This window comes from Micromonospora sp. NPDC050686, from assembly GCF_040654475.1.
Taxonomy (GTDB): Bacteria; Actinomycetota; Actinomycetes; order Mycobacteriales; family Micromonosporaceae; genus Micromonospora.
This window is the reverse complement of sequence record NZ_JBFAID010000002.1, coordinates 175,676-198,975: the sequence shown is the minus strand read 5'-3', so window position 1 is coordinate 198,975 and position 23,300 is coordinate 175,676. Positions and strand designations below refer to the sequence as shown.

Genomic DNA, 23,300 nt, shown 5'->3' with positions numbered 1-23,300 from the left:
GGACGCTGCGTGTCGACCGACTCCACATTCGGTCACCCGGGCAGAACTGACGTCAAGCCGACTCGGCGATCGACTCCCAGCCACGTCCGATTCGACTACTTTCCGGTCCGGTGAACGGGACTACGTACGGCGACCTCCCCGGGACACCGACCGCCCCGCCGTCGCCGGAGGAGACAGACCATGACAGTCCCCGCGCCGCGGGTCCGTCGGCGGCCCTCCGTGCCGGGCCGTGCCCTGCCCCTGTTGCTGGTGCTGGCGCTGGTCGCCCCCCTCGGTCTGCTCTTCGCGCAGGCCGACGGGAACAGCGCCGACGACCGCGACCTGACGGCCCGGGAACGGCTCGGCGTCCGCTACCTGCGCGCCCTCGGGCCGGTCACCGACGCCCTGGTGGAGGCCCAGTCCACCGCGGTCGCCCGGGCACCGGTCTCCCGCGCGGCGCTCAACGCCGCGATCGAACAGGTGGCGGAGGTGGACAGCACCGTCGGCGACGAGCTGCGCAGCCACGAGCGCTGGGCCGGGCTGCGGGCGAAGGTGGAGGGACTGCCGGACCGTGGGCTCGCCGACCCGGAGGCGGCCTACCGGGCATACGGCGAGGCCAACGACCTGCTGCTGGCGCTCTACCGGAAGGTACGGGAGTCCTCCGGCCTGGTCCGCGACCCCCGGTCCGACTCGTTCTTCCTCCAGGACGGCATCGGCGGTGACCTGCCCACCGCGGCGGTGCTGGCCGGCCGGCTCGCCGACCTGGTCCGGCTGGCCCCCGGGCGCCCCGCCGCCGAGCGCGTGCAGACCGGCGCCGAGCTGGCCGAGCTGCGGGTGGCCGCGCTCGGCCCCGCCAACGACCTGGTCGCCGACCTGCGGGCGGCGGTGGACAGCTCGGAGAGCACCGACCTGGGCGCCAACGTGCTCACCCCGCTGGACACCTACCAGCGCTCGCTCGAGGCGTTCACCGCGTTCTCGACCCCGGGGACCGGATGGGCCGCGCCGAGCACCGACGAGCTGACCCGCGCCGGGCTCACCGCCCAGGCCGCCGCCAAGCAGCTCCGCACGGTCATCCTCGACCAGCTCGACGCGCTGCTGAAGGAACGGCTGGACGCACTCGACCGGGACCGGGTGCTGGCCCGGATCGCGGCGGGAGTGGGGGTGGCCCTGCTCATCGGGCTGGCCGTGGCGCTGGCCCGGAGCCGGCCCCGGGCCACCGAGGCGCACCGGGCGCCGGCTCAGGCCGGGCCGCCCACGGCGGTCCGCCCGGACCCGCCGGTCGCCCCCGGGGAAGCCGACCGCCAGCCCGTCGCGGTGGGCCGGAGCGCCGAGGCGGCGCGGTGGAGGCCGTTCGATGCTGCTCGCTAGGTTGCGGATCCGGGGCAAGCTCGCCCTGCTGGTGATCATTCCCCTGCTCAGCATGATCGGGCTGGCCGTGCCGGTGGTCGTCGACCGGGTGGCCGCCGCCCAGCGGGCCGCCGACACCGCCGAGACCGTTCGCGTCGCCAGCCGGATCGGCAGCCTGGTCCAGGATCTCCAGCAGGAACGCCTGCTCTCGGTCGGGTTGCTGCTCGGGCGGGTGGCCCGCACGGAGCTGGTCCAGAAGTCCGCCACCGTCAACGACCGGGTCGCCGACCTGCGCGCCGAGTCGCTGCCGGCGCCGGTCCGCGAGGCCCTCGACGGGGTACGCAGGCTGGCCGACGTACGCACCGCGGTGCTCGCCGGCCGGGCCACGCCGGAACAGATCCTGACCATCTTCGCCGCGGTCGACACCGCCCTGATCGACGCGCTGCGGCTGCCGTTCCAGGTGGACACCGACACCTCGGCCGGGCGGCAGGTGCTCGCCCTGGACGCGCTGCTGCGCACCGACGAGGGGCTGAGCTCGTGCGCCACCCAGATCGTGCTGGTCAAGGCGACCGGTGACCCGCGGGTGTCCAGCTCGTACATCGCCTGCATGGCGGCGCTCGACGTGGACAACGAGCGGTTCCGCAAGCTGATCACCCCGGAGCAGCTGACGCTGGCCCTGCTGGACGACGCGGCGGTGGCCGCCCGGACCAGCCCGACCTTCCTGGCCGACAGCGTCCGGGACCCGGCCGCGGCGATCGCCCCGGTGCCGCTGGACGCCCTCTTCCCCTCGGTCCGCTCGATGATCACGCTGGGCCAGTTCGTGGAGAAGAAGGTCGTCGCGGACGTCATCGCGGAGACCCGTACCGAGGAGCGGGACGCGCTGACCACGGCCTGGCTGGTCGCCCTGACGGCGGCCGTGATCCTGCTGCTCGTGGTGCTGCTGAGCGTGGCGGTGGCCCGTACCGTGTCCCGGCCGCTGAGCCGGCTCACCCGCTCCGCCGAGCGCGTCGCCCGGGTCGCCGAGGCGGAGCTGACCCGGGTGGCCGACGACGAGACCGAGTCGGTGCCGCCGGTGCGCCTCGACCCGGTGGACGTACGGGCTCGGGACGAGATCGGTGACCTGGCCCGGGCCTTCGAGCGGGTGCAGCACACCGCCGCCCGGCTGGTGGAGCGGCAGGTTGCCGGCCGGCGGAACGTGGCGCAGATGTTCGGGCACGTGGGCCGGCGTACCCAGAACCTGGTGGGCCGGCAGATCGCGCTGATCGACCAGTTGGAGCGGCAGGAGACCGACCCGCGGCGGCTGGCGCAGCTCTACCGGCTGGACCACGTCTCCAGCCGGTTGCGCCGCAACGCCGGCAGCCTGGTGGTGCTCTCCGGCTCGGACGGGTCGGACGGGCCGGTCGCCCCGGTGGCGCTCGCCGACGTGGTCCGGCTGGCGCTGGGCGAGATCGAGGACTACACCCGGGTGGACGTGCAGGTGCCGCCGGCCGTGTCGGCGGCGCCGGCGGTCGCCGGTGACCTGGTGCTGGTGCTGGCCGAGCTGATGGAGAACGCCACGGTCTTCTCCCCGCCGCACGCCCGGGTGCTGGTCGCCGGGGAGCTGACCAACACCGGGGCCCGGCTCTTCGTGGTGGACCGCGGCCTCGGCATGACCGAGGACCGGCTGGCCGAGGAGAACGCCCGGCTGACCCGGCGGGAACGGCTCGACCTGGCCCCGACCGAGGTGCTCGGGCTCTTCGTGGTGGGGCGGCTGGCCCGCCGGCACGGCCTCACCGTGCGGCTGGTCCACACCGCCGGGGGCGGGGTGACCGCCCGGCTGGACATCCCGCTGGCGCTGCTGGTGATCCGGAAGGCGGACCGGGCGGGGGCGACGGTGGCCTGGGCCACGGTGCCGTCGCGGGAGCGGCGCGCGCCGGTGGCGCTGGACCGGGCCCAACCGGGGCGGGCGCTCACCGCGGCCCCCGATCCGCGCCCGGCCGGCGATCCCGGGTCCGCCGGCGGCTTCGACGCGGACCTGCTCAGCCGGGCCACCCGCAGCATGGCGACCGGCGAATCGTGGGACGCCTTCGGCTCCGCCGCGCAGGAGACCGTGCCGCTGCCACCCGCGCCGGCCGGGATCAGCGAGTTCCTGGAGCTCACCCCGGCACCGGCCGGCCCGCCCGCGCTCGGCCCCACCGCTGTCCCCGCGCCGCCCACCTCCCCCGCGCCACCCACGCCGGCCGGGACCGCCGCAACCGCCGGGGCCGCCGAGGCCACGGGACCGGTCGCGACCGCCGGGTGGCCGGCCGGGGCCACCGGCCCCACGGCAGCCGGCTCACCGCCCGGGACCGCGGGCCCAACGCCAGCCGGCGGGCGGCCACCGAGCCGCCGGGTGCCCGGCGCCAGCCTGCCCCCGGCGCGGGCGGCCACCCAGCCGGTGGACGCGGTCGGAGCCGACCCGGCGGCCGCCCGCGCCCTGGTCGAGGAGTTCCAGTCCGGGGTACGCCGGGCCGAGCGACACCGCCCCGGCACCTGGCCGCCGGCCGAGCCGGTGGTCGTCGCCACCCCGCACCGCCCGCGGCTGAGCCGCCGGGTGCCGGGGGCCAACCTGACGGTCGCCCCGCCGGCCCCGCCGCTGGCCAGCACCGGCCCGGGCGACCCGTCGGAGGTACGCGACCTCATCACCGAGTTCGAGGCGGGCGTCGCCCGTGCTCTGCGCGAAGTCAGTCCAGACCGCCGCAACGAAGAGGGATCACGGTGACCAGCCCTTTCCTGCACGACAACGTCGAACACCAGAGCACCGGCGCGGAACTGAGCCCGGAGGCCCGCACCTTCAACTGGCTGCTGGACTCGTTCACCTCCAGCACGGCGGGGGTGATGGAGGCGATCGCCGTCTCCTCCGACGGGCTGCTGATGGCGATGTCCGCGATCAAGGACCGGTCCAACGCGGAGCGGCTGGCCGCGGTGGTCTCGGGCATGACCAGCCTGGCCGGGGGCGCCGCGAGCTGGTACGCGCTGGGCGGGCTGAACCGGGTGATCGTGGACATGGCCGACGGCTACCTGCTGATCAGCGCGATCAGCAGCGGCTCGGTGCTGGGCGTGGTCGCCGACCGCTCGGCCAACCTCGGCACCGTCGCGTACGAGATGACCCTCTTCGCCGGCCGGGCCGGCGGCGCCCTGACCCCCCGCCTGATCGTCGAGCTGAAGAACGCCGTCCAGCAATGAACCCCGACGTCACCGGGCCGGGGCCCGATCCGGAACCGTCGGTCCGGATCCGTCCCTACCTGCGGACGTCGTCGACCGGGGAGTACCCGCCGGCGCCCGTCGATCCCGAGCGGCCCGACGGACCGCGGCCCTTCGTGCTCACCGCCGGCCGGGTGGCCGGCGCGGACCCGGCGATCGGCCTGGAGACCCAGGTGACCGCCCGGCCGGCGCACCCGCCCGTCGTCCTGACCGGCCACCTGGCGCCGGAGTTGCGGACGATCGTGGCGCTCTGCGTGGAACCGATCTCGGTGGCCGAGATCTCGGCCCGGACCCGGCTGCACTTCGGCGTGACCCGGGTCCTGGTCGGTGACCTGCGGGCCGCCGGTCACCTCGACGTCCACGTCACGGACGTCCCGGACGTCCATGACCCCGAACTCATCCTGCGAGTGATCGATGGACTACGTGCGATCTCCTGAGTGGCCGCCGAACCCGCCGGGCGACCTCTCGGCCAACAGCGCCGGCGGCCGTTACGGCCACCCGACCGGCCCCGCGCCGGCGGCGGAACGTGGCCGCCCGGCGCCCCGGGTGCCGGTGGTGCCGCCGCCGGCCATGACGGTGGCCCGGGCGGAATCCCCGCCCACGTCCACCACCGCGCCGCCGATCCCGGTCAAGATCCTCATCGCCGGCGGCTTCGGGGTGGGGAAGACGACGAGTGTCGCCGCCATCTCCGAGATCGCCCCGCTGACCACGGAGGCGGAGATGACCATCGCCGGGATCGGCGTGGACGACCCGGGCAGCCGCTCGGCGAAGACCACCACGACCGTGGCGATGGATTTCGGTTGCGTCACCCTCGACCGCAGCCTGAAGCTCTATCTCTTCGGCACCCCGGGCCAGGCGCGGTTCGGTTTCATGTGGGACGACCTGGCCCGGGGGGCGCTCGGCGCGCTCGTGGTGGTGGACAGCGCCCGGCTCGACGACTGCTATCCGGCGATCGACTTCTTCGAGCGGGCCGGGCTGCCGTTCGTGGTCGGGGTGAACGCCTTCGACGGCCGGCTGGCCCACGACCTCACCGCGATCCGGTGGGCGCTGGCCATCGAGGACCAGGTACCGCTGGTGCGGTTCGACGCCCGGGAGCGGCACTCGGTCCGGGACGCCCTCCTGGTCGTCCTGGACCGGGCGCTGGACCGGGCGACCAGGGATCGGGGGGCCTGAGGCTCGTCGGTGACAGCGGTGGGGGCTCCGGGTCGTGGCGCGGCACCGGCCACGTCGAGCCGGAGCCGGCACAGGAGGGGGGAAGACATGAGAGGTGGTCTGGACGACACCCTGGCCCGGTTGGCGCGGCGGGAGGAACTGCGCCGGCGGGGCGACGCCGAGGGGGCCGAGCGGGCGGCGACCGACGGCCCGGCGGCCGGACCTGCGGAGGCCGGCCGGCCGGTCGTGGGGCGGCCGAACGCGGGTCCGCAGAACGGCGGCCGGGCGGCGCCACACCGGGAGGCCCCGGTCGGGCGGCACGGCGCGGAACGGGATCCGGTGGCGGAGATCGCCGAGGCGGTGCGCCGGGTGGTCGCCGAGCACCCGGACGTCACGGTGCAGCTGCGGGTGGAGTACGACGGGCGGACGTACCCGCTGCGGGTCGGGCCGGCCGAGCCGGGGGCGCTGGTGTGGCCCGCGCCACCCGGGCCCCCGCCCGCCTGGCCGGCACCCGACGCGGCCGGCGCGGATCCGGCCGCCCGGCTGGCCGACCTGATCCGGCGCGACCCGTCGCTGTTGACCGGCGACGGCCCGGCGCGGTAAGAGTCCCCGCTCCGGTCCCTTCGGCCGGAGGTGCGGCGGGCGGCTAGGGTCGGGCGGTGGCGGAACCCCGGCTGACCCTGACCGCGCTGCTCCGACCGGCGGCGCTGGACGCCCGACGCGGGGTGGTCCGGCTGCATCCGGAGGTGCTCACCGCGTTGGCGCTGCGCCCCGGCGACCCGGTGCGGCTGGCCGGGCGGCGGGTCACCGCCGGCATCGCCGCCCCGGCGGGGGCGGACAGCGGGCCCACCCTGCTGCACGCGGACGACCTGATGCTCGGCAACCTGGGCCTGCGCTCCGGCGGGCAGGTGACGGTGAGCCCGCTGCCGGTGGCCCCGGCCCGGCGGGTCCGGCTCACCGGCCCGGTGGCGATCGTCGCGGCCGTCTCCCCGGAGATGCTGCGGCTGGCGTTGCTCGGCAAGGTGGTGACGGCCGGCGACGACGTCTCGCTGCTCCCGCAGGACGTGCTACCGGACGCCTCCGTGCGGAGCCTGGTCGAGGCAGCCCGCCGGAGCCTGTCCAACACCGTCGGGTACGCCTGGACCAGCACCCTGCTCACCGTGTCGGCGGCCGAGCCGGAGGTCGGTGGGCTGGTCACCATGGACACCCTGGTCGGCTGGGAGCACGGCCCGGCCACGCACGGCGCGGTGTCGGACGACGAACCGTCGACATGGGCGGCGGACGGCGCAGCGGGGACGTCGGCCAGTGACGCGTCGGCGTGGGCGACGAACGGCGCCCGGCCGGCGCACGACCCGGTCGGCGGTCGCCCCGGCGGCACCCCGCGCGGCCCGGCACCGGCCGGGTCCACCGGGCAGGCGGGCGGACCGGAGCCGGCCGGCGGGTCCGCGCCGGGCCTGGACGAGCTGCCCGGCCTGCGGGCCCAGGCCGAACAGCTCACCGAGCTGCTGGACCTCGGCTTCCACCACCGCGAGGTGCTCGACCGGCTGGGCACCGAGGTGTCGCTCGGGGTGCTGCTCACCGGCCCGGCCGGCTCCGGTAAGGGGGCGCTGGTCCGGGCGGTGGCCGCGGCGCTGCGGCTCCGGGTCCACCCGGTCTGGGCGCCCGAGCTGGCCGCGCTCAGCAACGACGCGGCGGCCCGCCGGCTGCGCGAGGCGGCCGCCGCGGTACGCGCCGACGGCCCCGCCGTGCTGCTGGTCGGCGACGTCGAGGCGCTCGCCCCGGCGGACGGGCCCGGCCCGGTGGCCACCGTGTTCCGCCAGCTCCTCGGCGAACTGCTCCGGGCCGGCGTGGCGGTGGTCTGCACCACCGGGCGGCCGGAGGCGGTCCACCCCGGCCTGCACGGGCCGGACCTGCTGCCGGTGCGGATCACCGTGCCGCTGCCCGACGCGGCGCTGCGCCGGGAACAGCTGACCGTGCTGACCCGGCAGGTGCCGCTGGCCGAGGACGTCCGGCTGGACGACGTGGCCGGGCGCACGCCCGGGTTCGTCCTCGCCGACCTGGCCGCGCTGGTCCGGGAGGCCGGGGTACGGGCCGCGCTGCGGCAACGGTCCGAGCCGACGCCGACCGTGGCGATGGCCGACTTCTCGGCCGCGCTGGAGGTGGTCCGGCCCACCACGATGGCCGGTTCCACCCTGGAGTTGGCCACCGTGACCCTCGACGACGTGGGCGACCTGGCCGAGGTGAAGCAGACCCTCACCGAGTCGGTGCTGTGGCCGCTGACCTACCCGGACACCTTCGCCCGGCTGGGCGTGCATCCGCCGCGCGGCGTGCTGCTGTACGGCCCGCCCGGCTGCGGCAAGACGTACCTGGTGACGGCGCTGGCCGGGTCGGGCCGAGCGAACGTGCTCTCGGTCAAGGGCGCGGAGCTGCTCTCCAAGTGGGTGGGCGAGAGCGAGCGGGCGGTCCGGGAACTCTTCCGCCGGGCCCGGGAGGCCGCGCCGACGCTGATCTTCCTGGACGAGGTGGACGCGCTCGCCCCGGTCCGCGGGCAGGCCACCGACGGGGGCACCACGGACCGGGTGGTCGCCGCGCTGCTGACCGAGCTGGACGGGGTGGAGGCGCTGCGCAACGTGGTGGTGGTCGGCGCCACGAACCGGCCCGACCTGGTCGACCCGGCGCTGCTGCGGCCGGGGCGGTTGGAACGGCTGGTCTACGTGCCCCCGCCCGACGGTGCGGCCCGGGCGGAGATCCTCCGCGCCGGCGCGCGCAACGTGCCGCTCGACGCGGAGGTGAACCTCGCCGGGCTGGGCGCGGAGCTGGACGGCTTCTCCGCGGCGGACTGCGCGGCGCTGGTCCGGGAGGCGGCGCTGGCCGCGATGCGCGAGTCGCTGACCGCGTCGACGGTCACCGCCGCGCACGTGGCCGCCGCCCGACGCCGGGTCCGCCCGTCGCTGGACCCGGATCAGGTCGCCTGGCTGGCCGCGTACGCGGAGAAGCGGGCCGGCTGACGGCCGCCGGTCCGGCGTCAGTCGGTGGGCAGCAGCGGGCCGAGCGGGCCGAGGTCCAGGTTCAGGTCCTCCGGCGCGAGCCCGAAGTGCTCGCGGAGCAGGGTCATCTGCTCCTCCAGGGCCATCAGCGTGGCGCCCATCCGCTCGATCTGCTCCTCGGTCAGGTCACCGACCTCGACCCGGCGCAGCGCCTGCCGTTCCATCAGCTGGCGGAGCAGCTCGATCACGGTGAGCACCAGGCTGCCCAGCCCGCGCTCGACGGAGTCGCGGTCCACGGCCAGCCGGCGGTCCAGCGGCCGGACCCGCGGCTCGACCCAGGTGGACTCGCCCAGCGCGGCGGCCAGCTCGGTGGCCGTGTCCCGGTCGCCGGGCGGCAGGCGGCGCAGCTCGCCCCCGCCGCTCACGACGTCATCCCGTCCGGCGCGACGCCCGTCGGGAGCGCCGCCACGCCGTCCGGTGCCGCGGCCGGCGGGAGCGCGTCGGGCGGCTCCGGCGGGGTGAGCGAGCCGACCGAGGAGATCAGCGCGCGCAGCGAGACGTACACCAGATCGATGTCGGCGATGGCGATGGTGATCTCGCCGCTGATCACCACGCCGGTGGCCAGCACCCGGTCCAGCAGGTCGACCAGGGCCACCGGCCGGTAGGCCAGCGGATCGTCGGCGCTGCTCGGCGCCAGCGTCTGGGTCACCATGCCGGCTCCCGTACGGTGTGCGCCTCCGCCGCCGGCCGGTCCGCCACGAAGGAGTACGGCGGCCACGGGCCGGTCAGCTCCAGCCGCACCTGGGGGTGCCGGCCGGCGAGCATCCGGACCAGTTCGGTGAAGCCGTCCAGCGTGGACACGTCGACCAGGTACGCCCCGTTGAGCACCATCGCGGTCGGCGCGCCGGAGAGCCGGCGGTCCTGCGCGGCGTGCCGTCGGGCGGCCACCGCGTACTGGGCGAGGGCGTCGTGCACGGTGGCGGCGGTCTCGGCGGCGACTCGCTGGCCCTGCTCCCGGGCGGTCAGCTGGGCCCGGCGCCGCCGCAGGTACGCCGCCCCCGCGCCACCGCCGCCGGTGGCCGACTGCTCCTCCTCGGGGGCCGTCGCCCCGGGCACCACGTACCCCTTGACGCCCCACTCGGTGCGGCCGGTGAGCCGGTCCAGGGCGACGGCCAGCTCGGCCTGCCGGTCGGCCAGCACCGCGGCCACCCGGTCGGTGTCCCGGTGCACGGTGGCCAGCCGGGCCGGCACCACCGCCCCGGTACGGGACAGCGCCTCGACCACCCCGTGGTGCGCCCGGGCGGCCCCCTCCAGCCAGGTCAGGTCCTCCAGCTTGCGGCGCAGCGGCTCCTCGCCGTACTCGGCCAGCGGGGCGTCGCTGACCACGGCGACCAGGCCGGCAGAGCGCACCGCGCGCACGTCGCGACCGTCCATCCCGACCAGCCCGGCCAGCGCCGCCGGGTCGACCTCCCGCACCACGCCGTGCAGCCAGGCGCCACTGTCCGGGCGGTGCCCGGTGGACGCGCCGGCGTCAGCGGTCGTACTCATCCCAGTCCTCCCTCGCGGCCCGCTCGGCCCGGGCCGCGACCCGGGGCCGCCGCTCGGCCTCGACCTGTTCCGGGTCCCGCGGACCCGGCTCCACCGGTGGTCGTGCCCGCGAACTGAGCCACGGGTCGTGCTCCCACCAGTCGATGCCGATCTGCCGCGCGGTGTCGACCGAGGCGATGACCAGCCGCAACTTCAAGGTCAGCAGTTCGATGTCGAGCAGGCTGACCCGGATGTCACCGGCGATCACGATGCCCCGGTCCAGCACCCGTTCGAGGATGTCGCCGAGGTTCGCCGGCTCGTGTCCGGCGCCCATCACCTGGCCGCTGTTCTGCACCATGGGTGGCCGTGCAGTGGTCATCTCAGCTCCCGTCCCCCTTGCCGCGCTGGTAGCGGCGGGCCCGGCGGTACCCGAGCAGAGCACCGGCCATGTCCAACTCCACCTCGTAGAGGCCGAGCAGATCGGTCGACGCCGGAATGCGGTGGTCCTCGACCACCTCGACGCCGACCAGCCAGCCGTCGTCGGTGGCCTCGATCGAGGTGATTCCCAGCGTGTCCTTGCCGGTCAGCTCGACGATCTGGCGCAGCCCCTCGCGGGCCGCCTCGGCCGGGCTGATCTCCTCGTACTCGTTGTCGTCGGCGTACCGGTCCGGCTCGCGGGCACCCCGGTCACGCCGCCGTTCGCGGTCGCCGTCGCTGCGGATCCGTGCTGCTGTCATCTCATCTCCCTCGCCCACGCGGCTGGCCGTCCCGCCGGTCGGCGGTCCGCCGCCGGCCGGGCGCCGGTCGGCGTCCGCCGCCCGGCCGGTCGGCGGTAGGGCCGGCGGCCGGGGCGGTCAACCGGTCCAGCACCCGCTGCTGGCCCCGGTCCCGCTCCTCCGGCGTGATGTCACCGGCCGCCGCCGCCTGGTCCAACTCCTCCAGCTCGCGCCGGACGTTGACCGGGTTGAACTGCCGCGCCTCCGCCTCCCGGGCCACCACCTTCATCACCGAGGTCAGCCCTCGCACCGGGGCGTACGGCAGGGTGAGCAACGCCCAGAGGATGTCCATCGCTCACTTCACCAACTGGTGCGCGCTGACGAAGTCGTACGGGGCGAGCGGGCCGGTCAGCCGCATCCGGATCAGCTCCCGGCGCTGCTCGGCGAACTCCTCCAGCGTCCGGATGAACTCCTCCTCGTCGTCCGCCCCGACCAGGAAGGCCACGTTCACCGCGTCCAGCTCGTGGCTGGGCTGGCGTGGCGCGTTCGCCACCGCGTACCGGCCGACGGCGTCGATCAGCTCGCGGTTCTCCGCCTCGCGGCGCAGCTCCACCGCCTGACTGATCATCTCGCCGAGCCGGATCCGCTCTTCCCGGCTCTCCGCCTCCGGCCGGCCGCGTACCTGGTCGGCCAGCGCGGCGGCGGTACCGTTCTCCGCCAGGAAGCCGCCGATGAACTCCTGCTCGTCGAAGCGCCCGTGGACCGTGTACTGCATCCGGTCCTCGAACTCCGCCAGCGCGCCGGCGAACTGGTCGTGGTGCGCCGCCAGCAGGTCCTCGACCGCTTCCTCGCCGGTGACCACCGTGCCGAACCGCACCGGCAGCACCGGCGCGACCGCCGCCGTGCCGTCCAGCAGCCCCTCGTACGCGGTGAGATCGGCCGGTCGGCCCAGCGGTTCCTCCAGCCCGACCGGGCTGACCAGCGCGGCGAGCTCGCCGTGCTGGATCGCGGCAACCTCGCCCGGCGGGTCGCCGACCCCCTCCGCGTCGGGGGTCGGCTCCACGTCGCACGGCACGATGCCGTAAATGAACAGTCCCTGCTCGCCCATCAGGCCTCCTCGTCCCGGCGGCGGCGCGGCCGCGGCCGTTCCCGGTCGTCCTCGCGGCTGCCCAGCGAGTCCGCCACCGCGCCGCTGATCTGCTGGGCCGCCTTGCCGAGACCGGAGACCGCCTTGCCCTTGGTGGCGGCGCCGGTCGCGTCGCCCACCAGGTCCGGCAGGCCCTTGGTGTCCTTCGGGGTGATGCTCAGCCGGTCGACCGCCTCGGCGAACCGCAGGTACGTCTCGACGCTGGCGATCACGATCCGGGCGTTGATCTCCAACAGCTGGATGCCGACCACGGCGACCGACACCTGCGCGTCGATCACCACGCCCTTGTCCAGCACCGTCTCGACGACGTCGGCGAGGGTGCCCCCGGCACCGCCGCCGCTGCGTTCCAGGGCGCTACCCGGCTGGCTGCTCGTGGTGGCGACCGTCATCGATCACGCTCTTCCCGCCGGCGGCGGACCACCGGCCGTCGGGGGGCTTCCGGGGCCCGTCGGGTGGGGCGGAGTCGCTCCTCCGGCTCCTCGCGGGGCTCGCGCTCCTCGCGGGGGCGGCGGGCCCGCTCGGGCTGCCGGCGCCGCGTCGGGCGCGGCTCCTCCTCGGGCTCCTCCTCGGCGTACTCGTCGTCGCCGTAGTCCTCGCCCTCGGCGTAGTCGTCGTACTCCTCCTCCTCGGGCGGACGGCGGCGCTGCGGCGGCCGGCGGCGGCCGCGCCCGGCGGGCCGGCGCTCCTCCTCCGGCTCCTCCTCCTCGGGCTGCTCCACGCGGCCCTGCTCCTGCGCCTCGCGGGCCTCCTGCTCCTCCTGGAGCGCGGTCTCGTGGTCCTTGATCACCTCGGAGTCCTCGATCTCGCCGCGCCAGCCCTCGACCGAGTCCGGGTCGAGCACGGTCTGGGTCATCACGTGCCGGACGAAGTGCTTCAGCTCCAGCCGGACCCGGCGGCCCTGGGCACGCCACAGGTTGCCGGTGTGCTCGAAGAGGCCCTGCGGGTGGTACTCCAGCACGACCAGGATCCGGGTCAGCTCGCGGCCGACCTCGTGGAAGCTGACCGTGCCGTCGACCGAGCCCTTCTCGCCCTTTGACCGCCAGTGGATCAACCGGTCCGGGATCTGGCGGACGATGGTCGACTCCCAGGTCCGGTGCGACCAGAAGACCTGCGCCTTCCAGGTCATCTGCTCGTCGGAGTCGCGGTCGGCCTGCTCGACCTTCTTCATGAAACTGGGGAAGTCGCCGTAGGTCGTCCACTGGTTGTACGCGACCCGGACGGGCACGCCCACCTCGATGGACTCGACGATGTTGGTGACCTTGAGCTTCTTCTTCCGGCCGCCCTTGCCACCCTTGCCGCCGCCACCGAACGCCGACATCAACTTCTCCTTACCGCCGGCCAGGCCGGCATGGAACATGGCCTTGAACGGCGAGTCGCCGTCGGCGAGCTTCTGCGCGCCGGTGGCGGCGGCGACCAGGCCGGGGCCCCCTCCGGCCTTCGCGTACTCGCTGAGCCGCCCGGTGGCGCCGGTGATCTTCTCGGTCACCACGGTCACCGCCCGCTCTCCGATCGCCGAGGCGAGGTTGCGCAGCTCGTCACCGAGCTGGTCGCGGGCCTTCTCCGCAAGGTTTCCGGTCGCCATGGTCACCGTCCCCGCCGCCGGCGTACGGGTGCCGGCTGCTCGTCACGTTCCGCGTCGTCCCCGGCCTCGTCGTCCTGCGCCGCGGGTTGCTCGTCGAGCTCCTGCTCCTCGTCGGGGGCCGAGTCCGGCCCGCCCGTGGCCTCCCCGCTGCCGGCCGACCTGCGGCGCAGCGCGTCCGCACCGCCGCGCAGCTTGCCGCTCAGCGCGTCGATGCCGCTGCCCGCGGCGGCCGTCGCGGCAGCCTTGCCGGCGGTGGCCAGCGGGCCACCGAGCCGGGTCAGGTTGCCCAGCTGAGGGGCGTTCAACAGGTCCGTGCCGTACTTCAGCAGCCCACCCGGGCGCTGGCTGGCCCGGCCGGCGGCCACCGCCGCGGCCAGGGTGAGGGCGGTACGCAGCTTCTTCCGGCGGCCGAGGACGTAGCCGGCGGCGACGGCGAGTCCGATCCGTGCTCCGCTCTTCATCGATGCTCCTTCACTCCCCGGGGGTCGGACACCCGACCACCTCGGCCCGTGAAGCAGCTACCGGGGAAACAGCGCAAGGAGGGCCGGTGGTCGGGAGTCCCGTAATGGCGGACCCGGCGGGCAGTACCCGACAGCCGGTGCACAAAACATTTCCGCGCTTTATCGGATAGCCGTGTCGTAGCACATCAGGATGCCCCGGCAGAGACGGCGACAGCCCGCGCAAAACGGTCAGACAGGCAGCTCAGAGCAGGTGTCGTGCAACGATGAATGCGCGATTTTGAATATCGCTCAAAGTGTCGGGAGGGCGGAGTCGAGACACATTTCCGCGCGCACCTTCCCGGCGTGTTCGTGCAATTTCGCTCCGCATTTGTTGAGCACCGAAATGGCGCCCGCGTTCTCCGCGGTCGTCTCGGCCACCACGGTGCGCATCCCGGCCGCCGCGGCGGCGTTCAGCAATTCGCGCAGCGCGGCCGCGCCGAGCCCCCGCCCGCGGGCGGACCGGCCCAGCCACATCCCGGTCTCCACCACGCCCGGCTCGTCACACCGGGTCATCCGGATCATGCCGACCACCTCGCCGCTGGCGATCACCGCGTACATCCGGGTGCGGGTGGGCCCCTCGAGGCCGCCGAAGCTCGCCCGGTGGAACTCGCGGAACGCTTCCCGCCGGGCCTGCGACCACCCGGCGGGCGCCTCCACCGGAGGCATCACGTCGACCGGCTCCGCCTCGGCGACCGCTACCGAGAGCAACGGCTCCAGGTTGCGTTCGTCCACCGGCTCCAGTCGTACCGATCCCGTCACGTGCCGCAGTCTGCCCGCCGTACCCGGTCAAGTCCACCCCTTTGCACGGGCACTGGCGGTACGTCGAGTGGTACGGACCGGTCGGGCCACCGGGGCGTCCCCCCTCACGCTGCGTTGCGAAGACGGCCCGACCCACCCCTCGCCCGACGTCCGCCGACGGGGTCGCCCGGCCGGTCAGTCGGCCGTGGGCCGGTCGGTGGGGGCGAAGTCGCAGAACAGCACCGAGGCGTCGTCGGTGCGCTTGTGCCGGCGCAGCCGGTCCGGGTGCGCCCGCTCGGCGGCGCGTACCCGGTCGATCAACGCCGCCGGCCCCTCGGCCGCGACCAGATCGAGCAGCCCGGCCCAGTCGACGAGGCCGAACTGCTCCACCGCGCTGGACGCCCCATCGGTGAGCAGCGCCGCCCGGCGCAGCGCCCCGGGGCCGCGCAGCGGGACCGTCCCGGTCACCGCGTGGTACGCCGCGTCCGGGTCGGCCGCGGCCACCCAGTACCCGTGGGTCCGGTTCATCCGCTGCCGCTGGGCGGTCACCGCCGCCCGGAACCGGGCGACCCGGTCCGCCGACCCGGCGGGCACCGAGGCGACGGCGCGGCGCAGCTCGGCGGTGGCGGCGTCGAGCCGGTCGTCGGTCACCGCGCGGACCTCGCCGCCGGTGTCCAGCACCAGCGGGCTGTCGCAGAGCACCAGGTAGTCAACCTGGTCACCGCCCTCGCGGAGCAGGCAGACGGTCGACGCCGGGGTGCCGGGATGGTCGAGGTCACACTCGCCGCCGTGATCCGCGCGGACCGCGAGGATGGCCGCGGCCAGGCTGCTCATCAGCGTCGCCGCCGGCCGCGCCGCCGCGGCCAGCCCGAGCCGGGCGGCGAGGTGCCGCACGTACCAGGACGGCCCGTGCACGCAGCCCGTGTCGAACCCGTCCGGCACGGTCGCCCCGTCCAGCACCCCGACCAGCGGCCCGAACCGGAAGACCACGTCCTCGTTCTCAAGCCGGCCGGGCGCGGCCGCCGAGGCGGAACTCACCCGCATCGTCGGCGCCTCGGCGACCGGCCGCGCCGGTCGGCTCCCGGTCGCGTACCGCCGGTCCGGTGCCCCCATCTGCCCGCTCCCTCCGTCGCCGCCACCTACCCCGCCGCGGCCCCGACATGCCGTCGGGCGGCCGACCCTACCGGCCCCGGCGAAGCGGCTGCCCGCCCCGGGTCGGGCCGGTAGCGTCAGTCAGGCCGGCTCATCAACCGCGACAGGGGGATCGCATGTTGGCCAAGCTGCACGCATCAGGGATCAAAGCGGAGCACATGTATCTGGCGGGTTTCGCGAGCATCGGGCTCTCCTTCACCAGCTGGTTCCTCTCCAGGCACCTGGAGCGCGCGGGGATGGCACGCGCGGACCGCTGGGGCATCTTTATCGGGGAGTGGGCACCGACGTTCTTCGCGATCGGCAACGGCCTGCAGATGTACGAGAAGCGCTGACCGCCGTAGGTCAGCGGCGGCGGTTGCGGGCCCGGGAGGAGCGCAACCGGCGTAGCCGGCCGATCAGCAGCGGCTCGGCGGCGAGCGCGGCCGGATTGTCCAGCAGCCCGTTCAGCAGCTGGTAGTAGCGGGTGGCGGAGAGCCCGAAGGTGTCCCGGATGGCCTGCTCCTTGGCCCCCGCGTGCCGCCACCACTGCTGCTCGAAGGCGAGGATGGCGCGTTCCCGCTCGGTCAGCCCGGTGGTTCCGCCCGGCGCGGCGCGCTGACCCGGCTCCGTGCCGTGGCCCGGCTCCGCGCCCTGAGCCGGCTCTGTCCCCTGGCCCGGCTCCGTGACGTGGTCCGGCTCCGTGCCGTGGCCCGGCGCGATGACCGGGGCCGAATCGGTGGCCGGGGGCGGCTGCCCGGCCGGGGCCGGTTCGTTCTCGGGTGCCGAGCGCGGCGGCGGCACCGCGGCCCCACCGTCCCGCCGCCGGGCACCGGTACCCCCGGACGGCTCGGGCCGGCCGGTGGCGGCCGCGGAGGCGTCGGTGGACATGGTGCTCCTCGCAGGGGTGGGCGGCCGGTGGCTCCGGCCCGGGGGGATCCCAGCCTAACCAGGCCCGGCCAGGGCCGCAGCACGCGCCGCGGCCCGGCCGGGCCGGCCGGGAGTACCCCTCGGACCCCGGCGGGTCAGGCCACGTCGCGCCGCCGCATGGTCCAGAGCGCCGCCACGAGCGTGATCACCAGCCCGGCGCCGAGCAGCAGCGAGGACTGCTGCCAGGTGATGGTGAGCTGGTCCGGCAGGCAGCCCCCCATCGGAGAGGCGTTGCACGCCTCGTAGTTCTGCAGCGTCACCTGCTTCTTGATCCAGGCCACGGCGTAGGTGGGCACCAGCCAGGCCTCCGGGAACCGCACGTCGGCCAGGGACAGCGCGATCGCCACGCCGTACTGGGCGACGACCAGGAACGCCATCGCCCCGCCGAGCGCGAAGGCGGTGTGCCGGCCGAGCGACGCGACCGCGAAGCCCACCGTGGTGACGGCCAGCACCAGCGCCAGCGCGCGCAGCTCGGTCAGCGCCAACGACCGCCACACCCCGGCGGTCAGGTCCGTCGTGGTGCCCCGGAAGTGCCCGATCAGCCAGAAGGAGAGCGTCCACAGGGCCGCCGCGAGCACGGTCACCACGGCCGTCCCGGTGAGCAGCGCCGCCAGCTTCGTCAGCAGCACGGTCAACCGTTTCGGCCGCCAGAGCAGCAGGTTCATCATGCCGCCGGTGTTCCACTCGGCACCCACGTACGAGGCGCCGACGACGAACCCGACCACCGCCAGCAGCATCGCGAACGTCAACAGCGTCTCGCCGAAGTCCTCGTGGAAGCGGAACGTCGGCGGCAGTGACCACTGCGGGTCGAACGCCTCCGGCGGGGGCGGGGTGATCTCCGCGCAGTTCTCCGGGAAACCGCGTGCGGTGATGGACCCGCCGTCGGCCTTGACCCGTTCGCACTCCGCCCTGGCGCTCTCGGTGTCGCGCACCGCCTGCTGGTAGTTGGCCTGGGCCTCGCGTTCGGCCGCGGCGATCTGGGCGGGGCCGACCTTCTGGTTGGTGACGAACGCGCTGGCGATCACGGCCGCGAGCACCAGCAGACCCAGCAACGTCATGTACCGGGTGAAGCGCCGCTTGCCGAGCCGGCGCAGCTCGGTCCGATAGAGGCTCACGCGCCCCAACCTCCCTTGGTGACCTCGCGGTCACCGACCTTCGTGGACTGGTCGACCTGGCGGTGCTGCCCGGGAACCGGCGCGGTGGCGGTCAGGTCGAGGAAGACGCTCTCCAGGTCGGCCGCGACCGGCGCCAGCTCGCTGACGTACAGCCCCTGGTCGGCCAGCAGCCGGCTGACCACGGCCGGCTTCTCGACGCCGGCGAGCATCAGGTGGTCGGGCTGGGCGGTGACCCGGATCCCGGCCCGGTCCAGCAGCTCGGCGGCGGACGGCAGGTCGGCGGCCGACTCCAGCCGGACCCGGACACTGCCGTGCGAGTGCTCGGCGAGCACCTCGCTCACCGGCCCGTACGCGACCCGGCGGCCCAGCGAGATGATGGTGACCGAGTCGCAGATGAGCTGGATCTCGCCGAGGATGTGGCTGGACAGCAGCACCGTCATGCCACCGGCGGCGAGGTCCCGGACCAGGGTGCGCATCTCGCGGATGCCGCCCGGGTCGAGGCCGTTGGCCGGTTCGTCGAGGATCAGCAGCTTCGGGTCCTTGAGCAGGGCGGAGGCCACGGCCAGCCGCTGCTTCATGCCCAGCGAGTAGGTCTTCACCCGCTCGCCGGCCCGGTCCCGCAGGCCGACCTGCTCCAGCACCTCGTCGACCCGGCGCCGGGGCACCTCGCCGGCGCCGGCCAGCAGGTCCAGCGTGTCCCGCGCGGTGAAGTGCGGGAAGAACTGCGGGCTCTCCACGATCGCGCCGATCTGGCCGGCCACCACGGGCAGCGCGGCGGGCACCTCGTGCCCCAGCACGCTCATCCGGCCGCCGTCCGGGCGGATCAGGCCGAGCAGGGTGCGCAGGGTGGTGGTCTTGCCCGAGCCGTTCGGGCCCAGGAAGCCGTGCACCTCACCGGCCGCCACCCGCATGTCGAACCCGTCCAGCGCGTTGCGGGTGCCGCGCCGACGGCTCTTGTACGTCTTGCGTAGACCTTCGATTTCCAGGACAGCCGACAAGCTGCGCCTCCCCCGATGGTGACGGATGACGACGCCACCATACGCGGTATGCAGAGCGGGCAATACCCGGTATGCATCGGCGGTTCGGCTGATTCTCGCCTCGCCGGTTACGAGGGGGCCCCGCCTAGACGGAATGCGTTAACCGGGGGCCCCGCCTTGCACCTCAGGCGCAGATGACGTGGACGCCGGCGGCGCGGAACGCGTCGACCACCTCCGGCGCGGCGCCGGAGTCGGTGACCAGGGTCTCCACCCGGTCCACCGGGCAGATCCGGGCGAAGGCGTGCCCGCCCAGCTTCGACGAGTCCGCGATGATCACCACGCGCTTGGCGCGGGCCACCATCAGGTTGTTCATCGCCGCCTCCCCCTCGTGGTGGGCGGCCGCGCCGAGCCGCGGGTCGATCGCGTCCACGCCGAGCAGGGCGACGTCGAGGGTCACCTCGCGCAGCAGCGCGCCGCCGAGCGGGCCGACCAGCTCGAAGGACTTCGGGCGGACCACCCCGCCGGCCACCACCACCTTCATCCGGGACCGGACCAGCAGCTCGTTGGCGATGTTCAGGGCGTTGGTGACCACGGTCAACTGCGCGCCCTCCGCGCTGGTGTTCAGGTCCGGGCGGACGGCCAGGGCACGGGCCACCTCGGTGCTGGTGGTGCCGCCGTTGAGACCGACCACGGTGCCCGGCGAGACCAGCGCGGCGGCGGCGGCCCCGATCCGCTGCTTCTCCGCCGAGTGCTTGGCCGTCTTGTAGCGCAGCGGCAGGTCGTACGAGACGCCGTTGGCGACCGCGCCGCCCCGGGTCCGCGTGATCATCTGCTGCTGGGCGAGCTGGTCGAAGTCGCGCCGGATGGTGGCCTGGGAGACGTCCAGCCGCTCGGCGGCCTCCTCGACGGTCACCCGCCCGCTGTCGGTCAGCATCTCGAGCAGGGCGTTCCATCTGGCGTACCGGTCCACCGAGGGCCCTCCACGACTCTGCACGAACGGTGATTGATTGCGTGCACAGTAGTGCGCGAAACTCGGAGCGCGCAAAACCCTGTCCTGCGCGAACCGCCTGCTTGTTGCCAGGGTCACCCTGCTTCACGCAGAATGACGCGCGAAAGGCGGCTCAAACGAGCTGTATTGCGCAGCGCCCTCCTGCGAGGAGTTCCCATGGCTCACGTACACGTGGAGATCGCCAGCCAGCCGGACTGCTGGCGGCAGGCGGCGGCGCTCGCCGGCACCGTCGCCGGCCGCCTACCGGCCCGCGGCGAGCGGGTCGCCGTCGTCGGTTGCGGCACGTCGTGGTTCATGGCCATGGCGTACGCCGGGCTGCGCGAGCAGGCCGGCCACGGCGAGACGGACGCCTTCCAGGCCAGCGAGTTCCCCGCCGGCCGCCGCTACGACCGGCTGGTGGCGATCACCCGCTCCGGCACCACCACCGAGGTGCTGGCGCTGCTCACCGCGCTGCGCGGCCGGGTGCCGACCACGGTCGTCGTCGGCGACCCGGGCTCCCCCGCGGTCACCCTCGCCGACGCGGCGGTCACCCTGCCCTTCGCCGACGAGCGGTCGGTGGTGCAGACCCGGTTCGCCACCACCGCGCTGGCGCTGTTCCGCGCCCAGCTCGGCCAGAACGTCGAGGCACTGGCCGCCGACGCCGAGGTAGCCGTCCGGGCCCCACTGCCGATCGACCCCGCCCGGATCGAGCAGGTCACCTTCCTCGGTCGCGGGTGGACGGTCGGGCTGGCCCAGGAGGCTGCGCTCAAGTGCCGCGAGGCGGCCACCTTCTGGGCCGAGGCGTACCCGGCGATGGACTACCGGCACGGGCCGATCTCGGTGGGCGCGCCGGGGCGGCTGGTCTGGGCCTTCGGTCCGCTGCCCGAGGGGCTCGCCGAGGACGTCGCGGCGACCGGGGCGGCATTCGTGCACAGCCGTACCCACGGCTGCCGCACCGTGCTGACCAGCTGGGCCGCCGGGCGTACCCCGGTCGACCCGATGGCCGACCTGATCCTGGCCCAACGCTTCGCCGTCGCGCTGGCCACCAGCCGCGGGCTCGACCCGGACGCACCCCGGCACCTGAGCCGGTCCGTGGTGCTTGCGTGACCGCGAACGGCCGGCGGCCCGGCGAAAGCGGCGACGTCGTCGTCGCGCTCGACGTGGGCGGCACCGGGATGAAGTGCGCGCTGGTCCGGCCGGACGGCACGGTGGCGCACGCCGAGCGGCACGCCACCGACGCCGGGCGCGGCCCGGACGCGGTGGTGGGCACCGTGCTGGACGTCGCCGAGGGCCTGGCCGACACCGCGCATGCCGCCGGCCTGACCCCGGTGGCCTGCGGCGTCGTCGTCCCTGGGGTGGTGGACGAGGGCACCGGGACGGCGGTCTGGTCGGCGAACGTGGGCTTCCGCGACGTACCGCTGCGGCGGTTGGTGGCGGCGCGGCTCGGCCTGCCCGCGGTGCTCGGCCACGACGTGCGGGCCGGCGGCCTGGCCGAGGCCCGGCTCGGGGCCGGGCGCGGCGCGGCCCACGTCCTGTTCGTGGCGATCGGCACCGGGATCGCCGCCACCCACGTGGTCGACGGCCGGGCCGCCACCGGCGCGCACGGCGCCGCCGGCGAGATCGGCCACATCCTGGTCCGGCCCGACGGTCCGGCCTGCGGCTGCGGCCGGCCCGGCTGCCTGGAGGCGGTCGCCTCGGCCGCCGCCGTCGCCCGCCGGTACGCGCACCTGGCCGGCACGCCGCAGCCGACCGGCCCCGACGGCTCGCCGGCATTCGACGGTGCGGGCGCGGCGGCCGGCGGCCGGCTCAGCGCCGCCGACGTGGCGGCGCTGGCGGCGGCGGGCGACCCGCTGGCCGGGCGGGTGTGGCGGGAGTCCGTCGAGGCGCTCGCCGACGGGCTCGCCACCGGGCAGGCGCTCTTCGACGTGGCGACCATGGTGCTCGGCGGCGGGCTGGCGCGCGCCGGTAGCCTGCTCTTCGATCCGCTGCGCGCGGCGCTGCGCGACCGGCTGACCTTCCACCGCGAGCCGCGGCTGGTCCCGGCGGCCCTCGGCGATCAGGCCGGTTGCCTCGGCGCCGCCCTGCTCGCCCTCGACGCGCGCCGGGAAACCGCGCTGGCCATGGACGACTGAGGAGAACTGATGACCCTGCGGGTGAGCGGGAGGGTGGTGACCCCGACCGGGGTGATCCGGCAGGGTTGCGTGGAGCTGACCGGCGACCGGATCACCGCCGTCGCCGAGTACCCCGCCGTGCGCGACGGGCACTGGATCGTGCCGGGCTTCGTGGACATGCACACCCACGGCGGCGGCGGGCACACCTTCACCACCGGCGACGCCGACTCGGCCCGGGGGGCCGCCGCGTTCCACCTCGGCCACGGCACCACCACCCTGCTGGCCAGCCTGGTCAGCGCCCCGTACGAGCTGATGCGGGCGGCCACCTCGGCGCTCGCGCCACTGGTCCGGGAGGGGATGCTGGCCGGCATCCACTTCGAGGGGCCGTACCTGTCGGCGGCGCGCTGCGGGGCGCAGAACCCGGAATTCCTGCGGGACCCGTCCACCGAGGAGCTGACCGAGCTGGTCGAACTCGGCGGCGGCGCGGTACGGATGGTGACCCTGGCCCCGGAGCGGGACGGCGCCACCGAGGCGATCAAGCTGCTCACCGCGCACCGGGTGGTCGCCGCGATCGGGCACACCGACGCCACGTACGACCAGACGCGGGCCGCGGTCGCCGCCGGCGCGAGCGTCGCCACCCACCTGTTCAACGGGATGCGCCCAATGCACCACCGCGAACCGGGACCGGTGGTCGCCCTGCTGGAAGCGCCGAACGTGGTCTGCGAGCTGGTCGCCGACGGCGTGCACCTGCACGACGGGACGCTCACCTTCGCCGCCGCGACCGCCGGCCCCGAGCGGGCCGCGCTGATCACCGACGCGATGGCCGCGGCCGGCATGCCGGACGGCGAGTACGAGCTGGGCGGCCAGGCGGTCACCGTGGCCGACGGGGTGGCCCGGCTGGCCCGCGACGGCGCGATCGCCGGCAGCACGCTCACCATGGACGCCGCCCTGCGGCACGCCGTGGCGGCCGGCGTCCCGATGGCCGACGCGGTCCGGATGGTGGCCACCACCCCGGCCCGGGCGATCGGCCTCGGTGACAAGGTGGGTGCGCTCCACGTCGGGCTCCGCGCCGACCTGGTGGTCCTCGACGACGACCTGAACGTGGTGCGGGTGATGCGCGCCGGCGAGTGGGTGGAGTAAACCCGGCCGGCCGG

Annotated in this window: 26 protein-coding genes and 1 pseudogene; 11 read left to right on the top strand and 16 right to left on the bottom strand. The window is 75.1% G+C overall.

Annotated features, from left to right (window positions below):
• Positions 1-180 precede the first annotated feature (180 nt).
• The 7 genes from AB0H57_RS03100 to AB0H57_RS03070 all read left to right on the top strand — a co-directional run bounded on the left by AB0H57_RS03100 (position 181) and on the right by AB0H57_RS03070 (position 8,708).
• Positions 181-1,347: a hypothetical protein gene (locus AB0H57_RS03100; RefSeq protein ID WP_357502072.1), complete on the top strand. Its 1,167-nt coding sequence runs from the start codon at positions 181-183 to the stop codon at positions 1,345-1,347.
• On the top strand, positions 1,334-4,066 hold the full coding sequence (locus AB0H57_RS03095; RefSeq protein ID WP_357502070.1) for a nitrate- and nitrite sensing domain-containing protein: 2,733 nt from the start codon (positions 1,334-1,336) through the stop codon (positions 4,064-4,066). The genes AB0H57_RS03100 and AB0H57_RS03095 overlap by 14 nt, the downstream gene beginning before the upstream one ends.
• Positions 4,063-4,530 (top strand): roadblock/LC7 domain-containing protein, encoded by a 468-nt coding sequence (locus AB0H57_RS03090; protein WP_357502068.1) that lies wholly within the window; start codon positions 4,063-4,065, stop codon positions 4,528-4,530. Before AB0H57_RS03095 ends, AB0H57_RS03090 begins: the two co-directional genes overlap by 4 nt.
• On the top strand, positions 4,527-4,985 hold the full coding sequence (locus AB0H57_RS03085) for a DUF742 domain-containing protein (RefSeq protein WP_357502066.1): 459 nt from the start codon (positions 4,527-4,529) through the stop codon (positions 4,983-4,985). Before AB0H57_RS03090 ends, AB0H57_RS03085 begins: the two co-directional genes overlap by 4 nt.
• Entirely contained in the window at positions 4,963-5,721 is a 759-nt protein-coding gene (locus AB0H57_RS03080) for an ATP/GTP-binding protein (protein ID WP_357502064.1), read from the top strand. The genes AB0H57_RS03085 and AB0H57_RS03080 overlap by 23 nt, the downstream gene beginning before the upstream one ends.
• A gap of 87 nt (positions 5,722-5,808) precedes the next feature.
• On the top strand, positions 5,809-6,303 hold the full coding sequence (locus AB0H57_RS03075) for a hypothetical protein (protein ID WP_357502062.1): 495 nt from the start codon (positions 5,809-5,811) through the stop codon (positions 6,301-6,303).
• Positions 6,304-6,359: 56 nt separating this feature from the next.
• Positions 6,360-8,708 (top strand): AAA family ATPase, encoded by a 2,349-nt coding sequence (locus AB0H57_RS03070; RefSeq protein ID WP_357502060.1) that lies wholly within the window; start codon positions 6,360-6,362, stop codon positions 8,706-8,708.
• A gap of 17 nt (positions 8,709-8,725) precedes the next feature.
• Here AB0H57_RS03070 and AB0H57_RS03065 read toward each other — a convergent pair whose 3' ends face one another.
• The 12 genes and pseudogenes from AB0H57_RS03065 to AB0H57_RS03010 form a co-directional block, all read right to left on the bottom strand.
• A complete protein-coding gene (locus AB0H57_RS03065) occupies positions 8,726-9,112 on the bottom strand; it encodes a gas vesicle protein K (RefSeq protein WP_357502058.1) in 387 nt (128 codons plus the stop codon).
• Positions 9,109-9,399 carry a gas vesicle protein gene (locus AB0H57_RS03060; RefSeq protein ID WP_357502057.1) on the bottom strand — a complete coding sequence of 97 codons (291 nt, stop codon included), beginning with the start codon at positions 9,397-9,399 and terminating at the stop codon, positions 9,109-9,111. The genes AB0H57_RS03065 and AB0H57_RS03060 overlap by 4 nt, the downstream gene beginning before the upstream one ends.
• Positions 9,393-10,235, bottom strand: coding sequence for a GvpL/GvpF family gas vesicle protein (locus tag AB0H57_RS03055; RefSeq protein ID WP_357502055.1), 843 nt, complete (start codon positions 10,233-10,235; stop codon positions 9,393-9,395). Before AB0H57_RS03055 ends, AB0H57_RS03060 begins: the two co-directional genes overlap by 7 nt.
• Entirely contained in the window at positions 10,219-10,593 is a 375-nt protein-coding gene (gvpJ, locus tag AB0H57_RS03050) for a gas vesicle protein GvpJ (protein WP_255609003.1), read from the bottom strand. The genes AB0H57_RS03055 and gvpJ (AB0H57_RS03050) overlap by 17 nt, the downstream gene beginning before the upstream one ends.
• Position 10,594: 1 nt before the next feature.
• On the bottom strand, positions 10,595-10,951 hold the full coding sequence (locus tag AB0H57_RS03045; RefSeq protein ID WP_357502053.1) for a gas vesicle protein: 357 nt from the start codon (positions 10,949-10,951) through the stop codon (positions 10,595-10,597).
• Position 10,952: 1 nt separating this feature from the next.
• Positions 10,953-11,282 (bottom strand): gas vesicle protein GvpG, encoded by a 330-nt coding sequence (locus AB0H57_RS03040; protein ID WP_357502051.1) that lies wholly within the window; start codon positions 11,280-11,282, stop codon positions 10,953-10,955.
• A gap of 3 nt (positions 11,283-11,285) precedes the next feature.
• A complete protein-coding gene (locus AB0H57_RS03035; protein WP_357502049.1) occupies positions 11,286-12,038 on the bottom strand; it encodes a GvpL/GvpF family gas vesicle protein in 753 nt (250 codons plus the stop codon).
• 206 nt (positions 12,039-12,244) lie between these two features.
• Positions 12,245-12,466, bottom strand: a pseudogene (gene gvpJ, locus AB0H57_RS03030) (gas vesicle protein GvpJ); the annotation flags it as partial.
• On the bottom strand, positions 12,463-13,659 hold the full coding sequence (locus tag AB0H57_RS03025; protein WP_357502047.1) for an SRPBCC family protein: 1,197 nt from the start codon (positions 13,657-13,659) through the stop codon (positions 12,463-12,465). The pseudogene gvpJ (AB0H57_RS03030) and the gene AB0H57_RS03025, both read right to left, overlap by 4 nt.
• Before the next feature lie 2 nt (positions 13,660-13,661).
• The gene (locus tag AB0H57_RS03020) at positions 13,662-14,120 is read right to left on the bottom strand and encodes a hypothetical protein (protein WP_357502045.1); all 459 of its coding nucleotides are present in this window, start codon (positions 14,118-14,120) and stop codon (positions 13,662-13,664) included.
• Positions 14,121-14,408: 288 nt separating this feature from the next.
• On the bottom strand, positions 14,409-14,918 hold the full coding sequence (locus tag AB0H57_RS03015) for a GNAT family N-acetyltransferase (RefSeq protein ID WP_357502043.1): 510 nt from the start codon (positions 14,916-14,918) through the stop codon (positions 14,409-14,411).
• Between the two features lie 174 nt (positions 14,919-15,092).
• Entirely contained in the window at positions 15,093-16,010 is a 918-nt protein-coding gene (locus AB0H57_RS03010; RefSeq protein ID WP_357502041.1) for a hypothetical protein, read from the bottom strand.
• 155 nt (positions 16,011-16,165) lie between these two features.
• On the opposite strand from AB0H57_RS03010, the gene AB0H57_RS03005 reads away from it, so the two are divergent.
• Positions 16,166-16,381, top strand: coding sequence for a hypothetical protein (locus tag AB0H57_RS03005; protein WP_357502039.1), 216 nt, complete (start codon positions 16,166-16,168; stop codon positions 16,379-16,381).
• A 10-nt stretch (positions 16,382-16,391) separates the two neighbouring features.
• On the opposite strand, the gene AB0H57_RS03000 is transcribed toward AB0H57_RS03005, so the two are convergent.
• The 4 genes from AB0H57_RS03000 to AB0H57_RS02985 form a co-directional block, all read right to left on the bottom strand.
• Positions 16,392-16,916 (bottom strand): DUF3263 domain-containing protein, encoded by a 525-nt coding sequence (locus AB0H57_RS03000; RefSeq protein WP_357502037.1) that lies wholly within the window; start codon positions 16,914-16,916, stop codon positions 16,392-16,394.
• Between the two features lie 134 nt (positions 16,917-17,050).
• Positions 17,051-18,070, bottom strand: coding sequence for an ABC transporter permease subunit (locus tag AB0H57_RS02995; protein ID WP_357502035.1), 1,020 nt, complete (start codon positions 18,068-18,070; stop codon positions 17,051-17,053).
• The gene (locus AB0H57_RS02990; protein WP_357502033.1) at positions 18,067-19,068 is read right to left on the bottom strand and encodes an ABC transporter ATP-binding protein; all 1,002 of its coding nucleotides are present in this window, start codon (positions 19,066-19,068) and stop codon (positions 18,067-18,069) included. The genes AB0H57_RS02995 and AB0H57_RS02990 overlap by 4 nt, the downstream gene beginning before the upstream one ends.
• A gap of 163 nt (positions 19,069-19,231) precedes the next feature.
• Positions 19,232-20,017: a DeoR/GlpR family DNA-binding transcription regulator gene (locus AB0H57_RS02985; RefSeq protein WP_357502031.1), complete on the bottom strand. Its 786-nt coding sequence runs from the start codon at positions 20,015-20,017 to the stop codon at positions 19,232-19,234.
• Between the two features lie 195 nt (positions 20,018-20,212).
• On the opposite strand from AB0H57_RS02985, the gene AB0H57_RS02980 reads away from it, so the two are divergent.
• The 3 genes from AB0H57_RS02980 to nagA are packed head-to-tail and all read left to right on the top strand — an operon-like array spanning position 20,213 to position 23,286.
• Entirely contained in the window at positions 20,213-21,142 is a 930-nt protein-coding gene (locus tag AB0H57_RS02980; RefSeq protein ID WP_357502030.1) for a sugar isomerase, read from the top strand.
• Positions 21,139-22,167 (top strand): ROK family protein, encoded by a 1,029-nt coding sequence (locus tag AB0H57_RS02975; RefSeq protein WP_357502028.1) that lies wholly within the window; start codon positions 21,139-21,141, stop codon positions 22,165-22,167. Before AB0H57_RS02980 ends, AB0H57_RS02975 begins: the two co-directional genes overlap by 4 nt.
• A 9-nt stretch (positions 22,168-22,176) precedes the next feature.
• Positions 22,177-23,286 carry an N-acetylglucosamine-6-phosphate deacetylase gene (nagA, locus tag AB0H57_RS02970; protein ID WP_357502026.1) on the top strand — a complete coding sequence of 370 codons (1,110 nt, stop codon included), beginning with the start codon at positions 22,177-22,179 and terminating at the stop codon, positions 23,284-23,286.
• Positions 23,287-23,300: the final 14 nt, after the last annotated feature.

Coding starts and splice junctions, on each gene's coding strand:
- AB0H57_RS03100 (WP_357502072.1), top strand. CDS start 181: ATGACAGTCCCCGCGCCGCGGGTCCGTCGGCGGCCCTCCGTGCCGGGC.
- AB0H57_RS03095 (WP_357502070.1), top strand. CDS start 1,334: ATGCTGCTCGCTAGGTTGCGGATCCGGGGCAAGCTCGCCCTGCTGGTG.
- AB0H57_RS03085 (WP_357502066.1), top strand. CDS start 4,527: ATGAACCCCGACGTCACCGGGCCGGGGCCCGATCCGGAACCGTCGGTC.
- AB0H57_RS03080 (WP_357502064.1), top strand. CDS start 4,963: ATGGACTACGTGCGATCTCCTGAGTGGCCGCCGAACCCGCCGGGCGAC.
- AB0H57_RS03075 (WP_357502062.1), top strand. CDS start 5,809: ATGAGAGGTGGTCTGGACGACACCCTGGCCCGGTTGGCGCGGCGGGAG.
- AB0H57_RS03060 (WP_357502057.1), bottom strand. CDS start 9,399: ATGGTGACCCAGACGCTGGCGCCGAGCAGCGCCGACGATCCGCTGGCC.
- AB0H57_RS03055 (WP_357502055.1), bottom strand. CDS start 10,235: ATGAGTACGACCGCTGACGCCGGCGCGTCCACCGGGCACCGCCCGGAC.
- gvpJ (WP_255609003.1), bottom strand. CDS start 10,593: ATGACCACTGCACGGCCACCCATGGTGCAGAACAGCGGCCAGGTGATG.
- AB0H57_RS03045 (WP_357502053.1), bottom strand. CDS start 10,951: ATGACAGCAGCACGGATCCGCAGCGACGGCGACCGCGAACGGCGGCGT.
- AB0H57_RS03040 (WP_357502051.1), bottom strand. CDS start 11,282: ATGGACATCCTCTGGGCGTTGCTCACCCTGCCGTACGCCCCGGTGCGA.
- AB0H57_RS03035 (WP_357502049.1), bottom strand. CDS start 12,038: ATGGGCGAGCAGGGACTGTTCATTTACGGCATCGTGCCGTGCGACGTG.
- AB0H57_RS03025 (WP_357502047.1), bottom strand. CDS start 13,659: ATGGCGACCGGAAACCTTGCGGAGAAGGCCCGCGACCAGCTCGGTGAC.
- AB0H57_RS03020 (WP_357502045.1), bottom strand. CDS start 14,120: ATGAAGAGCGGAGCACGGATCGGACTCGCCGTCGCCGCCGGCTACGTC.
- AB0H57_RS03010 (WP_357502041.1), bottom strand. CDS start 16,010: ATGGGGGCACCGGACCGGCGGTACGCGACCGGGAGCCGACCGGCGCGG.
- AB0H57_RS03005 (WP_357502039.1), top strand. CDS start 16,166: ATGTTGGCCAAGCTGCACGCATCAGGGATCAAAGCGGAGCACATGTAT.
- AB0H57_RS03000 (WP_357502037.1), bottom strand. CDS start 16,916: ATGTCCACCGACGCCTCCGCGGCCGCCACCGGCCGGCCCGAGCCGTCC.
- AB0H57_RS02980 (WP_357502030.1), top strand. CDS start 20,213: ATGGCTCACGTACACGTGGAGATCGCCAGCCAGCCGGACTGCTGGCGG.
- nagA (WP_357502026.1), top strand. CDS start 22,177: ATGACCCTGCGGGTGAGCGGGAGGGTGGTGACCCCGACCGGGGTGATC.